14 protein-coding genes are annotated in these 14,766 nt (G+C 70.8%); 3 read left to right on the forward strand and 11 right to left on the reverse strand.

Translation table 11 applies throughout. The annotated features are described in order from the left end of the window. Positions 1 to 80 precede the first annotated feature (80 nt). Positions 81 to 2,624 carry a DNA translocase FtsK 4TM domain-containing protein gene (locus AB0J66_RS13915; protein WP_364659660.1) on the reverse strand — a complete coding sequence of 848 codons (2,544 nt, stop codon included), beginning with the start codon at positions 2,622 to 2,624 and terminating at the stop codon, positions 81 to 83. Between the two features lie 68 nt (positions 2,625 to 2,692). On the opposite strand from AB0J66_RS13915, the gene AB0J66_RS13920 reads away from it, so the two are divergent. Next, positions 2,693 to 3,109: a YbjN domain-containing protein gene (locus AB0J66_RS13920; protein ID WP_364659662.1), complete on the forward strand. Its 417-nt coding sequence runs from the start codon at positions 2,693 to 2,695 to the stop codon at positions 3,107 to 3,109. A gap of 79 nt (positions 3,110 to 3,188) precedes the next feature. Here AB0J66_RS13920 and AB0J66_RS13925 read toward each other — a convergent pair whose 3' ends face one another. The 5 genes from AB0J66_RS13925 to AB0J66_RS13945 form a co-directional block, all read right to left on the reverse strand. Next, positions 3,189 to 4,694, reverse strand: a complete 1,506-nt coding sequence (locus AB0J66_RS13925; RefSeq protein WP_364659664.1) for a S1 family peptidase — start codon at positions 4,692 to 4,694, stop codon at positions 3,189 to 3,191. An 89-nt stretch (positions 4,695 to 4,783) separates the two neighbouring features. Beyond that, the gene (locus AB0J66_RS13930; RefSeq protein WP_364659666.1) at positions 4,784 to 6,472 is read right to left on the reverse strand and encodes a ribonuclease J; all 1,689 of its coding nucleotides are present in this window, start codon (positions 6,470 to 6,472) and stop codon (positions 4,784 to 4,786) included. 31 nt (positions 6,473 to 6,503) lie between these two features. Further along, a complete protein-coding gene (gene dapA, locus AB0J66_RS13935; protein ID WP_364659668.1) occupies positions 6,504 to 7,397 on the reverse strand; it encodes a 4-hydroxy-tetrahydrodipicolinate synthase in 894 nt (297 codons plus the stop codon). 25 nt (positions 7,398 to 7,422) lie between these two features. Continuing rightward, positions 7,423 to 7,947: a DUF2752 domain-containing protein gene (locus AB0J66_RS13940; protein WP_364659670.1), complete on the reverse strand. Its 525-nt coding sequence runs from the start codon at positions 7,945 to 7,947 to the stop codon at positions 7,423 to 7,425. Continuing rightward, complete coding sequence (locus AB0J66_RS13945; RefSeq protein WP_364659672.1) at positions 7,944 to 9,173, reverse strand: crosslink repair DNA glycosylase YcaQ family protein; 1,230 nt, start codon at positions 9,171 to 9,173, stop codon at positions 7,944 to 7,946. The genes AB0J66_RS13940 and AB0J66_RS13945 overlap by 4 nt, the downstream gene beginning before the upstream one ends. A 56-nt stretch (positions 9,174 to 9,229) precedes the next feature. Between AB0J66_RS13945 and AB0J66_RS13950 the strand changes: the two genes are divergently transcribed. After that, a complete protein-coding gene (locus AB0J66_RS13950) occupies positions 9,230 to 9,793 on the forward strand; it encodes a GNAT family N-acetyltransferase (RefSeq protein WP_364659674.1) in 564 nt (187 codons plus the stop codon). A 4-nt stretch (positions 9,794 to 9,797) separates the two neighbouring features. Then, positions 9,798 to 10,205, forward strand: coding sequence for a DUF393 domain-containing protein (locus AB0J66_RS13955; RefSeq protein ID WP_364659676.1), 408 nt, complete (start codon positions 9,798 to 9,800; stop codon positions 10,203 to 10,205). Between the two features lie 142 nt (positions 10,206 to 10,347). On the opposite strand, the gene AB0J66_RS13960 is transcribed toward AB0J66_RS13955, so the two are convergent. From AB0J66_RS13960 to AB0J66_RS13980, 5 genes are read right to left on the reverse strand one after another with little or no spacing between them, the layout of a single operon-like run. Then, entirely contained in the window at positions 10,348 to 11,205 is an 858-nt protein-coding gene (locus tag AB0J66_RS13960; RefSeq protein WP_364659678.1) for an MFS transporter permease, read from the reverse strand. Continuing rightward, a complete protein-coding gene (locus tag AB0J66_RS13965) occupies positions 11,190 to 11,627 on the reverse strand; it encodes a hypothetical protein (RefSeq protein WP_364659679.1) in 438 nt (145 codons plus the stop codon). Before AB0J66_RS13965 ends, AB0J66_RS13960 begins: the two co-directional genes overlap by 16 nt. A 14-nt stretch (positions 11,628 to 11,641) precedes the next feature. After that, positions 11,642 to 12,469 (reverse strand): carbohydrate ABC transporter permease, encoded by an 828-nt coding sequence (locus tag AB0J66_RS13970; protein WP_364659681.1) that lies wholly within the window; start codon positions 12,467 to 12,469, stop codon positions 11,642 to 11,644. Continuing rightward, positions 12,466 to 13,476, reverse strand: coding sequence for a sugar ABC transporter permease (locus tag AB0J66_RS13975; protein WP_364659683.1), 1,011 nt, complete (start codon positions 13,474 to 13,476; stop codon positions 12,466 to 12,468). The genes AB0J66_RS13970 and AB0J66_RS13975 overlap by 4 nt, the downstream gene beginning before the upstream one ends. A gap of 2 nt (positions 13,477 to 13,478) precedes the next feature. Then, a complete protein-coding gene (locus tag AB0J66_RS13980; protein ID WP_364659685.1) occupies positions 13,479 to 14,714 on the reverse strand; it encodes an extracellular solute-binding protein in 1,236 nt (411 codons plus the stop codon). Positions 14,715 to 14,766: the final 52 nt, after the last annotated feature.

Genomic DNA, 14,766 nt, shown 5'->3' on the forward strand with positions numbered 1-14,766 from the left:
CCGGCCACCTTCATGCTGGCCGCCCTGATCATCGTCGGCTACCGCCTGCTCAGCGAGGCCTTCGTTCCGGAGCCGGTCGTTCAGTCGTCGAGACGGAGGGACGCGAGGGCTTCCTCGAGCTCGTCCGGCTTGATCAGGACGTCGCGGGCCTTGCTGCCCTCGGACGGCCCGACGATGCCGCGGGTCTCCATGAGGTCCATGAGGCGCCCGGCCTTGGCGAAGCCGACCCGCAACTTGCGCTGAAGCATCGAGGTCGAGCCGAACTGGCTGGTCACGACCAGCTCGATGGCCTGGATCAGCAGCTCCAGGTCGTCGCCGATCTCCTCGTCGATCTGCTTCTTCTTGCTCTGCGGGACCTCGGTGACGTCCTCGCGGAACTCGGGCTCGCGCTGGTCCTTGCAGAACTTGACGACGTCGTGGATCTCCTTCTCGTCGACCCACGCGCCCTGGATGCGGACCGGCTTGGACGCGCCCATCGGCAGGAACAGGCCGTCGCCCCGGCCGAGCAGCTTCTCCGCGCCCGGCTGGTCGAGGATGACCCGGCTGTCGGCCAGCGACGAGGTCGCGAAGGCGAGCCGGGACGGGACGTTGGCCTTGATCAGGCCGGTGACCACGTCGACCGACGGCCGCTGGGTGGCCAGCACCAGGTGGATGCCGGCCGCGCGGGCCAGCTGGGTGATGCGGACGACCGAGTCCTCCACGTCGCGCGGGGCGACCATCATGAGGTCGGCCAGCTCGTCGATGATCACCAGAAGGTAGGGGTACGGCTTCATCACGCGCTCGCTGCCGGGCGGCGCGGTGATCTCGCCGTTGCGCACCTTGCGGTTGAAGTCGTCGATGTGGCGTACGCCGTTGGCCGCGAGGTCGTCGTAGCGCATGTCCATCTCGCGCACGACCCACTCGAGCGCGTCGGCCGCCTTCTTGGGGTTGGTGATGATCGGCGTGACGAGGTGCGGGATGCCCTCGTAGGCGGTCATCTCCACCCGCTTGGGGTCGACCAGCAGCAGCCGTACCTCGTCCGGGGTCGAGCGGGTCAGCAACGACACCAGCAGCGAGTTGAGGCAGGAGCTCTTGCCGGCGCCGGTCGCGCCGGCGATCAGGATGTGCGGCATCTTGGCCAGGTTGGCCACCACGAAGCCGCCCTCGATGTCCTTGCCCAGGGCGACCAGCATCGGGTGGTGGTCGGCGGTGGCGGCCCGCGAGCGCAGCACGTCACCCAGCGACACGTTCTCCGGGTCGGTGTTCGGGATCTCGACGCCGACCGCGCTCTTGCCCGGGATCGGGCTCAGGATGCGCACGTCGGGCGACTTCACCGCGTAGGCGATGTTGCGCGACAGCTGGGTGATCCGCTCGACCTTGACGCCCGGGCCGACCTCGACCTCGTAGCGGGTGACGGTCGGGCCGCGGGTGAAGCCGGTGACCACCGCGTCGACGTTGAACTGCTCGAAGACGCCGGTGAGGGCGGCCATGATCTCGTCGTTGGCCCGGCTGCGGGACTTGGCCGGGGCGCCCTTGCCGAGCAGCGTCGGCGGCGGCAGCCGGTAGTCGCCCTCGACCGAGGTGATCTCGAGCTGCTCGGCCCGGGTCGGCGGGTCCGGGGTGTGCTCCGGTGGCTCCGGCTTCTTCCGCGACGCCGGCACCTTGGGCACCACGATCGTGTCGTGCAGGAGGAAGTCGTCCTCCTCGGCGACCGGCTCCTCCGCGGGATCGGCCAGGCCGATGTCGGCCAGCGAGCCCTGCCGGCGGCGCGAGGGGCGGCGCTTCTTCGGTGGCTCCTCCGCGTCGAGATCCTCGTCGTCCAGCTCGGGCAGGTCGGGCATGGGTAGCGGGTCGCGCTCGGTCGACCGCCCGGTGAGGGTGTCGACGAGCAGCATGATCCGCTCGGGGATCTTGTTGATCGGTGTCGCCGTGATGACCAGCAGGCCGAAGACGAAGAGCAGGACCAGCAGCGGTACGGCGACCCAGGCCGTCACCGCCCGTTCGAGCAGCGCGCCGAACCCGTAGCCGAGCAGGCCCCCGGCCCGGGAGATCTCGTCGTTGCCCGGGTGCGAGGAGATGTGCAGCAGGGCGGCGGTGGCGATGATGATCGCGCTCCAGCCGACCAGCGAGCGGCCGCGGTGCTCGGGATCGGCCGGCTTGCGCATGAGCCGGACCGCCCCGTAGAGCAGCAGCAACGGCAGCAGCACGGCCAGCCCGCCGAAGAACAGGTGCACCGAGTCGGCCAGCCAGCGGCCGACCGGGCCGGCCCCGTTGGCCCAGACGGCCACGCTGATCAGGATGGCCAGGCCGAGCATGAGCAGGCCGGCGCCGTCGCGGCGGTGCTCCGGGTCGATCTCCTTGGCCGTGGCGGCCTGCCGGCCGACGCCGCGGGCGGCCCAGCCGACGCCGTGCGCGGCCCCCATCCACAGCGCGCCGAGACCCCGGCCGAGACCGGTGGCGATCGCCGCCCCCAGGGTGGGGCGGGCGCGGCTGGCCGTACGGGCGCGGGCCGCGGGCCGGGTGGACTTGCGGGCCGGCTGCCGGGCGGGCTGGCGCGCGGCCGGTTGACGGGCACGACTGGTCGCGGCGCCGCGCGACGTGGACGCGGCGCGACCCCGGCTCGCCGGAGAGGAGCGGCCCGCCATGGTCACACCGTAACGCCGCGACGCTCATGAATCCCGGAGGCGCACCGGAGCCGACCTAAGATCGACAGGTGCAGCCGCTGACTCAGGAACTCATCACCGCCGCGCTCGACGCGCGCGGCTTCACCTACTTCACCGACGCCGACGGCGACATCGGCGGGAACTTCCAGGGCAACCTGATCTATTTCTTCCGGATCGGCGAGCAGCAGGAGATGCTCCAGATCCGGGCCATGGTCCAGCACGTCTTCGGCATGGAGGACGTGGTCCGCCTCTACGAGTTCTGCAACGCCTGGAACCACGATCAGCTCTGGCCGAAGGCGTACGTGCACGTCTCGGACGACGGCACCGTGAACGTGGTGGGCGAGGTCATCGCCGACTGGGAGCGTGGGGTCACCCCGGAGCAGCTCGACCAGGTCGTGATCTGCGGCATCGCCACCGGGTGCCAGCTCTCCGACGCGGTCGGCGCCCTCCGCGAGAACAAGGACTGAAAAAGAGCCGGAGGAGCCGTACGGCTCCTCCGGCATCAAGTGCGGTCGCCACCCCGGCAGGGTGGGGTGGCGCCGCGCGTCACGGGGTGCTGAAGCCCAGCGTGTACTCGCCGCTGCCCGCGGTGGCCGCCACGACGTACCGGTAGGTGCCGGACCGCCCGTTGAAGCTCAGCGTCTTGTCACCCTCACCGGTGGCGCTGGCCACCGTGCGGAAGCCGCGGTTGGTGAGCCGCTGCAGCACCAGGTCGAAGTCGGCGCCGTCGGGCGCGCTCAGGCAGGCCGTCTGCTGCCCGGCGTTGGCCCGGAAGGCCCCGCCGTTCGGCTGGGCCTGCGCTGTCCGGGACTGCAACGAGCCGCTGCGCTGCACAGCCTGGTCGTCGCAGGCGCCCGCGGCCTCGGCGGGCGGCGCCTCGGCCGCGCCGCCGCTGGTCACCAGCGTGAGGTCGTCGGCCGCGAGGATCTCGTTGACCGGCTGGAAGAACGTCTCGCCGCCGACGGTGCAGTCGCCCGACCCGCCCGAGGTGACACCCTGGGCCTGGTCGCCGGAGAGCCACGGGCCACCGGAGTCGCCGCCCTCGGCGCAGACGTTGGTCCGGGTCAGGCCGGTGACCGCGCCCTCCGGGTAGACCACGGTCTGGTTCTTGGCCAGGATCGTGCCGCAGCGGGTGCCGGTGGTGGAGCCGGAGCGGCAGACCGCCGCGCCGACCGGGGCCTCGGCGTTACCGGCGACCGGCAGCTCGTTGCCCTCGAAGTCGTTGACCACCGCGCGCGGCGTCCAGTCCCCGTTCACCTCGACGAAGCCCATGTCGGCGTCGCCCGGGAAGGTGGACGCGCGGACCGTGCCCTGCGCCTGCTGGTTGAAGCCGGTCGTGGTGTCGCCGACCGTGCCGCAGTGCCCGGCGGTCACGAAGCCGCCCTCGACCGAGAAGCCGATCGAGCAGCGGGCGGTGCCGCCGTCGACCGCGATGAAGTACGGGTCGGCGCCCCGGACGTCGAACAGCGGCTTCGGCTGGGCCGAGCTGGTGATCACCTTGTAGGTGCCGGCCCCGACGCCGGCCGCCTTGGCCAGCTTCTTGGCCGCGGCCTGCCGGCCCGGCTTGGCCACCACGACGAGCTTGTTCGTCGCGACATCCACGTACCAGCCGGTCAGGCCGTTGCTGCTGGCGTCGGCGTTGTCCAGCTTCTCCTTGGCCGTGACCAGGGTCTGCTCGCTGCGCTCGACCCGCACCGGCTCGGCCCCGGCCGCACGCACCGCGGCCTCGGCGGCCTTGGTGGTCACCGCCACCTTCAGCGTGTTGCCGTCGGTGGCCAGCCAGGCGCCACCGAAGCTGGAGCCGGTCGCCGCGGACAGCCGCGCGGTCACCCCGCTCGCCCACTTCGACCGCTGCAGGCGAGCCGCCGCCTGATCACCGTCCAGCCCGAGGTCACGCTGCATGGCCGCGACGATCCGCGACTTCGCGTCACCACTGGCCTTCGGCTTGTCGCCGGACGGCGTGGTATCGGCCATGGAAGGCAGGGTGAAGGCCACCGCTGCCCCGGCCGCTACCACGACCGCCGCCGCCACGGCGATCCGTCTGCGCTGCATCTTGAGGAACTCCCCTCGCCACGGGTGCCGTGGGGGCGGCACCGGTGACCAGAGGTACGGACGAGCGCAGCGAAAGGTTTAAAAACGTCTCAGACTTCGACGACCGTCGGCACGATCATCGGCCGGCGACGGTACGCGTCGTTGACCCACCGGCCCACCGTGCGCCGCACGACCTGCTGCAACTGGTGGGTGTCGGTGATGCCGTCCTCGGCCGAGCGGTGCAGGGCCGCGGTCAGCAACGGGATGACCGGGCTGAACGCCTCCGGGTCCTCGGAGAAGCCCTTGGCCGAGATGTTCGGCTCGCCGACGACCTTGCCGGTCACCGAGTCGATCACCACGGTGGCCGAGATGAAGCCGCCGTCGCCCAGGATGCGCCGCTCGGTCAGCAGCGACTCGCTGACGTCGCCGACCGCGAGGCCGTCCACGTACACGTACCTGTTCTTGACCCGGCCCACGTGCCGGGCGTGGCCCTCGACGAGGTCGACGACGTCGCCGTCCTCGCAGAGCACGACCCGGTCCGGCGCCACGCCGGTCTCGACGCCGAGCTGGGCGTGCGCGCGCAGGTGGCGCCACTCCCCGTGCACCGGCATGAGGTTGCTCGGGCGCACCACGTTGAGCAGGTAGCGCAGCTCGCCGGCCGGGGCGTGGCCGGAGACGTGCACCTTGGCCGTCTCCTTGTGCACGACGGTGGCGCCGGCCCGGGACAGCTGGTTGATCACCCGGTAGACCGAGGTCTCGTTGCCCGGCACCAGCGAGCTGGCCAGCACCACGGTGTCGCCGGGGGCGATCGTGATGTGCCGGTGGTCGCCGGTCGACATGCGGCCGAGGGCGCTCATCGGCTCGCCCTGCGACCCGGTCGACATGAAGACGATCTCGTCGGCGGGCAGGTGGGTCGCCTCGTCCAGGCTGACCAGCAGGCCGTCCGGGATGTGCAGCAGCCCGAGGTCACGGGCGATGCCCATGTTGCGGACCATGGAGCGGCCGATCAGGGCGACCTTGCGCTCGTACTCCCAGGCGGCGTCCATGACCTGCTGGACCCGGTGCACGTGGGAGGCGAAGCTGGCCACGATGATCCGGCCCTTGGCCTTGCCGAAGATGGCGCTGAGCACCGGGCCGATGTCGCGCTCGGGGGCCACGAAGCCGGGCACCTCGGCGTTGGTCGAGTCGGAGAGCAGCAGGTCGACGCCCTCGGCCCCGAGGCGGGCGAAGCCGGCCAGATCGGTGATGCGGCCGTCGAGCGGCACCTGGTCCATCTTGAAGTCGCCGGTGTGCAGGATCAGCCCGGCCGGGGTGCGCACGGCCACGGCCAGCGCGTCGGGGATGGAGTGGTTGACCGCGAAGAACTCGCAGTCGAACGGCCCGAGCCGCTCGGTCTGGCCCTCGCGCACGGTCAGCGTGTACGGGTCCAGGCGGCGCTCGGCCAGCTTGGCCTCGACCAGGGCCAGCGTGAACTCCGAGCCGACGAGCGGGATGTCCGCCTTGTGAGCCAGCAGGTAGGGCACGGCGCCGATGTGATCCTCGTGGCCGTGGGTCAGCACGATCGCCTGGACGTCGTCGAGCCGGTCCAGGATCGGCGTGAAGTCGGGCAGGATGAGGTCGACGCCCGGCTGCTCCACGTCGGGGAAGAGCACGCCGCAGTCGATGACCAGCAGCTTGCCGTCGAACTCGAGGACCGTCATGTTGCGGCCGATCGCGCCGAGCCCGCCGAGCGGGATGACGCGCAGGGCGCCCTCCGGCAGCGGCGGGGGCGTGTCCAGCTCCTCGTGCGCTTGACTCATTCGCTTGTATCTATCTCTCTTCTACAGGCTTCTACAGGTCGATGCCGGCAGCGGCGGCATCCGTACGCAACTGGGCCAGCTCCTCGGCGCTCGCGTCGACCAGCGGCGAGCGGACCGGACCGGCCGGGCGGCCCTGCGCCGTCAGGCCCGCTTTGACCAGCATGGTCCCCGGGGCCCGGAAGATGCCGGTGAACAGTGGCATCGCCCGGCGGTGCAGGGCCAGAGCGGCGGCATTGTCACCCCGCTCGAACGCCTCGATCATGTCTTTGGCCAGGACGCCGGTGAAGTGGGTGGACGTGCCGACCAGGCCCACCCCGCCGATCGCGAGCAGCGGCAGCGTCGCGGCGTCGTCGCCGGAGTAGTACGCCAGGCCGGTGCGGCTCAGCACTTCGGACGAAGCGGTCAGATCGCCCTTGGCGTCCTTGACCGCCACGATCCGGTCGTGCTCGGCGATGCGGCACATCGTCTCGGTGGCGATGGCCGTGCCGGCCCGGTGCGGGATGTCGTAGACCATCACCGGCAGGCCGACCGCGTCGGCCACGGTCAGGAAGTGCCGGGCGACGCCGGCCTGCGGGGGCTTGTTGTAGTACGGCGTGACGACCAGCAGGCCGTGGGCGCCCGCTTTCTCGGCGGCGCGGGCCAGCTCGATCGTGTGGGCCGTGTTGTTGGTGCCCACCCCGGCCACCACGCGGGCCCGGTCGCCGACCGCGTCGACGACGGCGCGCAGCAGCGTCTCCTTCTCGGCGTCGGTGGTCGTCGGGGACTCACCGGTGGTGCCGCTGACGACCAGGGCGTCGTTGTGCTGCTCGTCGACGAGGTAGCCGGCCAGTTTCGCCGCGCCCTCGACGTCGAGGGAGCCGTCCGGGGCGAACGGGGTGACCATGGCGGTCAGCAGCCGTCCGAAGGGTCGCGGGTCGTGCGTCATACACCTAACCTATCGGACGGCCCGCTCAGACGTAGAGCGCGGTGAACGGGGCCCAGGGCAGGTTGCGCAGCACGCTCCAGACGGCCCACACCGCGACAAAAGTGATCAAGACGGCCGGGCTCAGCGTGAGCTGCGGCAGCTTCCAGTTGAACAGCCTCTTCCCGGCCCAGGCCACATACATGTAGATGAGGAAGGGCACGGCGAAGGTGAAGATCGCGTGGTGGCGGGCGGCGGCCGGCAGGTCGCCGTGCAGCAGGTACCAAGCGGCGCGGGTGCCGCCGCAGCCCGGGCAGACGAAGCCGGTCGTGTATTTGAGCAGGCAGGTCGGCGGCTCACCGGCGGCGGCGTCGGCCGGGTGGGCGGCCAGCGTGTACCCCACGGCGCCCCCCATGCAGGCCAGCAGGGCGACCGGGGCGGCCCAGACCGGCGACCTGGTCCACACCCGCTGCACGAAGCGGGTGACCCGGTCCTGCTTGGGCTGGGCGTAATAGGCGAGCCACTCCGGCGGAACCGGTGGGCCCTGCACCGGCTGATCCTCCAGGGTGCTCATGGCAGCGACGGTACACCTTCGAGGGCAACCGCCAGCGGGCCCGCGAAGTCGCCCCGCTCCGGCGCCGCGACGCGCGAAAGACCCAGCCAGCCGGCCAGCCGGTGCAGCTCGGCGGCGAGGGCGACGGCCGTCTCCTCCGGCTCGGCCCCGGGCTCGAGCCAGGCCGCCGGGACGAGCAGCTCACCCGTCTTGCGGTCGGCCTTGAGGTCGACCCGGGCCGCGAGCTGATCGCCCAGCAGGAACGGCAGCACGTAGTAGCCGTACAGCCGCTGGGCGGCCGGGACGTAGATCTCGATCCGGTAGTTCATGCCGAACAGCCGCTCCGTGCGGTTGCGCTCCCACACCAGCGGGTCGAACGGGCTGATCAGCGTGGCCGCCGCGACCCGGCGCGGCAGCTTGGCCTCATGATGGAGATAGGTCGGCTGCCTCCAGCCCTTGACCTGCACGGGGAGCAGGACCTTGTCCTCGATCAGCTCGGCCACGGCCCGCTTGAAGCCGTCGACCGGCAGGCGGAAGTAATCCCGCAGCTCGGGCTCGGCGGCGACCCCGATGGCCCGGGCCGACAGCTCGACGAGGGCCCGGAACGCGTCCTGCGGGTGCGGGGTCGGGGTGTTGAGCACCGCAGGGGGCAGCACCCGCTCGGGCAGGTCGTAGCGCCGGGCGAACGAGGTCGTCCGCTCCGAGGCGGTGACCTGGCCGGTGTAGAAGAGCCACTCCAGCGCCTGCTTGACCGACGACCAGTTCCATCCCCAGTGGTCGGTGCGTCTCGGCTCGTCGTGCTCGATCTGGGCCGCAGTGATCGGCCCGCGCTCGCGCACGATCTCGAGCACCTTCGCGATCAGCTCGGGCTGCTCCCGGGCGATGCGGACCATGCCGCCCCACGCGTAATCGGCGGCGCCCTCCATGCGCCAGCGGAACAGCGGCTGCAGGTCGGCGGTGATCAGCGAGGCCTCGTGGCCCCAGAACTCGAAGAGCTCACGCGGTTTGCGGTAGGCGGCCCGCTCCAGCAGCTCCACCGGATAGGGGCCCAGACGGCTGTAGAGCGGCATGAAATGGGCCCGCTGCAACACGTTCACCGAATCCATCTGGATCAGATGGACCCGGCGCAGCACGCGGCGCAGATGACGCATGTCGGTGGCGCCGCCGGGCCGGGGATCGGTGAAGCCCTGCGCGGCCAGCGTGATGCGCCGGGCCTGCGCCACGGAGAGAGTCTCGGGAACTGCCACGCCGCGAACGGTAGACGACGGGTGTGACAAAAATCCGCCTCGGTAGGCTGCCCGGCATGGCAATCGGCTTCGTCCGTCCCGCTCGTCCCGAGGACGCCCCTGAGATCGCCCGGGTCCAGCTGACCACGTGGCGCTCCGCGTACCGGCGGATGTTCCCGGCCCATGTGCTGGCCAACCTGGACCTCGACTACCTGACCCGGGGTTGGGCGGCGGCCGTCGAGGAGCCCCCGTCGGCCCGGCATCACGTGCTGATCGCCGTCGAGCAGAGCGAGACGGCCAACTCGGTGGTCGGTTTCGCCGCCATCGGGCCGGCCGACGAGCAGGCCCTCGCCCCCGAGGAGCCGCCCCTGCCCTCGTCGGTGGCCGCCGTCACCGACCTGCTGGTCGAGCCGAGGTGGGGCCGCCGCGGCCACGGCAGCCGCCTGCTCAGCGCGGCTGTCGCCCACTGGCGGGAGGAGAGCTTCGACCGGGCCGTGGCCTGGGCCTACGAGCAGGACCAGGCGATGCGGAAGTTCCTGACCTCGGCCGGCTGGGAGCCCGACGGGGCCGGCCGCGCCCTCGACGTGGACGACATGCTCGTCCCCCAGGTGCGTCTGCACGTCGCCGTCGCGGAAGAATAGAAAGGTGACCGCCACCTTCGTCTACGACGGCGACTGCTCCTTCTGCACCAGCTGCGCCGAGTTCATCGAGCGCCGCATCCCCACCCACGCCCGGGTGATCCCGTGGCAGTTCGCCGACCTGGACGCGCTCGGCCTCACCACCGAGGAGTGCGAGGAGGCCGTCCAGTGGGTCGGCCCCCACGGGGAGCGCGCCTCCGGCCCCGACGCCATCGCCCTCATGCTCCGCGACGCCGGCCGCCTCTGGCACCTCGCCGGCGGCGCCTTGCAGATCGGCCCGGTGCGGTCGGCGGCCTGGCCGGCCTACCGATGGGTCGCCGGTCACCGGCATCTTCTGCCCGGCGGGACCGCGGCTTGCTCGCTACCTCAGGCCCAGCGGGACCTTCTTTACGGCGAAGGTACGCAATCACGGTGAGCACCCGCTTCGACGCGCCACGCTGACGGGGTGGTCACCCTCTCTGCCGCGGCTGCCGGGCTGTCCTGCCACTCGATCTTCTCGCTGCCCGTGGCCTGACCGACTCGGCGCGCCCGGCTCGACGCTTCGCCGGGCCGGGCGCTCAGGTGCTTTCCGGCACTGCCGCCGGGCGCGGCGAGCGGCGGCGCACCCACTCGATCGGGCGGACCCTCTCCAGCGGCAGGAAACTGGCCATGGCGGCCAGGTGGGGGGCGAACGAGATGGTGATCATCGAGAACGTCATGACGTGGAACGAGTAGAAGAAGGCGACGCCCCAGCCCCGCCACTTCTGCGGGATCACGAAGATCAGCGGGCTCAGCAGCTCGAACAGGATGATGCCGAACTGGGCGGCGATCAGCAGGCCGGGCACGACCGCGATGTGGTCGGCCAGCCAGGTGCCGCGCCGGATGATCGCCTGGGCCAGGACGGCGCTGGTCAGCCAGTCGATGCCCCCGAAGCGCAGCTTGGCCAGGGCGGCCAGGAAGTACGTGCAGATCACGGCGATCTGAGTGACCCGCAGCGCCCAGCCTGCCTTGGCCGACAACGAAAGGTCGCCGTGCCGGGCCCGGCCCACGGTGGGCAGCACGGCCAGCGCCACGAGCAGGCCGACCCGGTCGTGGTCGACCTTGCCGTAGCTCATCGCGATGATCATCCACTCGAAGTAGAGCGCGAAGACCGCCCAGCCCAGCGCCCGCGGCGCGCGCCCGGTGGCGGCGGCCAAAGACAGGACGAGCAGCGCCCAGAAGACGGTCCAGACCAGCACCGGTCCGGGAGTCGGCAGGTGCAGCAGACGGCCGACGAGCAGCGGCTGATAAAGATCGCCCGGAGTGTTGGCGTGCGAGCGCACCCACGGCGTGAAAACGGTGAGGTCGAGCGCCACGAAGACGTAGACGACCGTGCGGAAGGCGGCGACCCGGCCCAGCGGCACCGGCGAGAAGAGCCACTTCACGGGCGCGTCCATTCGGCGACGACCTCGTCGCGGTAGTCACCGGTCGGCCGGGCGTGCTCGATCCCGTGCCAGCGGATCACGATCTTGACCGTACGCAGTGGCGCCGCCCCCGGCGAATGGGCCGCGTAGGCGTCGGCGATCTGGCTCAGGCGGCCGGGCTCCGACTCGTACGCCTGCTGTTGCCCCTCGATCTCGGCCCGCCGGATGCCGCTGTTGCCCTCGGTGATCGCCACCGTGCGCCCGGCCTCGTCGACCCCCTCGACCCGCGTGTCCTTGGCGTCCCCGTTCGGATCCGGCGCCGTCGAGTACATCCGAAACGGCCCGAACGGGAAGTCATCGTCCACACCCCAAAAGGTGCCGGCGAGAAGCAGCGCCCCCACGACCAGGGTGGCGACCACCCGAAGCCGCCGCCCCCGCACAGTTAGCTCGTTCACAGGGGCACAAACTACTACCCCTTGTCCGCTCCCTCGGTGGCGTCTCGGACGAAGTAGCGCTGGAAGACGATGAAGATGACGGCGACGGGGATGGTGGCGAGCAGGGCGGCGCCCAGCTTGAGGGGGTACTGGGTGCCGGCGCCGAGGGAGCCGCTGACCAGGTCGGCCAGGCCGCGGGGCAGGGTGAACAGGCCCGGGTCCTGCACGGCGACGAGGGTGTGCGGGAATTCGTTCCAGACGCCGGTGAACATCAGGATGGTGACGGCGATCAGCGCGGGCCGGGCCATCGGCAGCACCACCGACCAGAAGGTGCGGAAGACGCCGGCGCCGTCCACGCGGGCGGCCTCCTCGACGCTGACCGGCACCGAGTCGAAGAACTGTTTCATGATGAAGACGCCGGCCGCGTCGGCCATCAGCGGGACGATCAGGGCGGCGTAACTGTCGTACATCCCGAGCTGGTTGAGGACCAGGAACTTGGGGATGAGCAGCACGACCGGGGGCACGGCCATCAGGGCCAGGAGCAGGGCGAAGAGGAACTTGCGACCGCGGAACTGCAGACGCGACAGGGCGTAGCCGGCCATCGAGCCGAGCAGCACCCGGGACAGCGTCACGACCACGGCCACCAGGACCGAGTTGCCGAGCCAGGTGGGGAAGCCGGTGCCTTCGAAGATCCGTACGACCGAATCTGTGGTGAAGGGTGACGGGACCGGCGAGAGGGGGTTGGCCGCCGCGTCGGCCTCGGTCTTGAAGGAGTTGGCGATCTGGATGACGAACGGGTAGAGGAAGACGACCGCCACGAAGGCCAGGATGGTCGTGCCGAGGTAGCGGCTCAGACGCCTCATGCGCGCTCCCGGGTGAGGCGGCGCTGCAGCAGCGTCAGCAGCACGATGATCAGGAACAGGACGAACGAGATGGCGGCGCCCGAGCCGTAGTCGAAGTCGCGGAACGCCGTCCGGTAGGAGAGGTAGGCCGGGGTCAGGGTGGTCTTGGCGGGGTTGCCCTGGCTCATCACGTAGATCTGGTCGAAGACCTGCCAGGTGCCGATCAGCCCGAGCGTGACCACCAGAAACGTCGTCGGCCGCAGGGACGGCAGGGTGATGTGCCGGAACCGCTGCCAGCGGGAGGCGCCGTCGATCATCCCGGCCTCCTCGAGCTGGACCGGCACGTTCTGCAGGGCGGCCAAATACATCAGCATGAAGGTGCCCGAGGTGGTCCAGACGACCAGCGAGATGATCGCGCACATGGCCACGCTGGGCCCGGCGGTCCACTCCCACCAGCTCAGGCCGAACAAGCCGTGGCCGGTCAGCACCGACGGCGGCGCGTTGACGTCGACCAGCCCGATCCAGTCGAGGAACAGGTGGATCAGGCCGCGCGGGTCGGAGAACCACTGCGGGCCGCTGATCCCGAAGACGCCCAGGATCGCGTTGATCGCCCCGCTGTTGGCGAACATGAACAGGAAGACCACGCTGATCGCGACCGAGCTGGTGACCGACGGGAAGTAGAACGCGGACCGGAAGAACGCCTTGCGCTTGTTGACCACCACGGCCAGCCCGAGCGCGAGCACGGTCTGGATCGGCACCACGAAGAACACGTAGTACGCGTTGTTGCGGATGCTGGTCATGAAGTCCTGGCGGGTGAGGCCCTCGTCGGTGAACAACCGCGTGTAGTTGCCGGCGCCGGCGAACGGCACGTCGCCGGTGAACGGGCTGCCCTGGCCGTTCCAGCGGGTGAGGCTGACCCACAGGGCCATCAGGATCGGCAACAGCATGAACAGCCCGAGGATGATCACCACCGGGGCGACGAAGAGCCAGCCCGCGGCCCGCTCGTTGCCCCGGATGCCACGAGCCACGATCAGCCGCCCAGGGCCGTCTTGGCGTTCTTGTCGAAGCGCTGCAGGACCGCCTTCGGGTTGCCGTTCTGCAGACCCTGCAGACCGGCGTCGAGGTCGGCCAGGACGCTGTCCATCTTGGGGGCGTTCACCGGCCCCTGGGCGTACTGGGCGCCGGCCACGAAGGCCGCGTCGTCCGGGTACTGCTGCTGGTAGGTGGCCTGCGCGTCCTGCCGCGAGGGCATCACGCCGAACGCCTTGGCAAAACTCAGCTGCTCGTCGGCCGTGGTCATGGCCTGCACGAAGGCGACCGCCTGCTGCTTGAACTTGCTCTTGGCGGCGACGCCCCAGCACTGGGTGAACGACAGCGTGCCCTTGCCCTTGGGGCCGGCCGGCAGCTCCTTGACCGTGTACTTGATGGCCGGGAAGTCGGCGCTGAGCGCCCCCTTGATCCAGTTGCCCTCGATGGTCATGGCGACCTTGCCCTGGCCGAACGCCTCGCCGGCCCAGCCCGCGTCGAGCGCCTTCGGGTACTTGGCCAGGCCGTCCTTCAGAAGGCCCTGGACGTACGTCAGTGCCTGCTCGTTCTGCGGGGTGTCGGCCGTGGCCTGCTTGCCGTCGGGGCTGACCCACCAGCCGCCGCCCTGCACGAGGAAGGCGCCGAGCCGGTCCCGGGTGTCGCCGACCGCCAGCGGCGTGATGCCCTTCGCCTTGATCTTCTGGGCCGTGGTGCGCAGCTGGTCCCAGGTGGTGGGGATGTCGGCGTCGGTCAGGCCGGCCTTCTGCCACAGACCGGTGTTGATCTGCAGGGCCAGCGTCGAGGTGTCCTTGGGCAGGCAGTAGAGCTTGCCCTCGTAGGTGAAGCTCTGCCGGAGGTTCGGCAGGAAGGCCTGAGAATCGGACAGGCCCTGGGCGTACGGCTCCAGGGCGCCCACGCTCGCGTAATCGGCGAACCGGGCCGCGTCGACGTAGAACACGTCCGGCGGGTTGCTCCCGGCCAGCCCCTGCCCCAGCTGCTGGACGATGTCCTGGGCCGGGACGATGGTGGCCTTGTTGCCGCTGCCGGTGGCCCACTTGGCCGCCGCCGCCTGTACGGCCTTGGTCTCGGCGTCACCGGACGAGGCGATCATGATCTGCAGGTCGGCCGGTCCGGCGCTCTGCTGGGAGGTGGTCGATTTGTCGTCGAAGCCGCTGCCGCAGGCGCTCATCGCGGCGAGCGACCCGGCGAGGACCGCGGCGAGCAGTTTTCGGCTGGTCATCGCTTTCTCCTCAGGGGGTCTTCTCTTCTCGGGGGTCTTTTCGTTCGGGGGT

The organism is Actinoplanes sp. NPDC049598 (genome assembly GCF_040675435.1).
GTDB lineage: Bacteria > Actinomycetota > Actinomycetes > Mycobacteriales > Micromonosporaceae > Actinoplanes.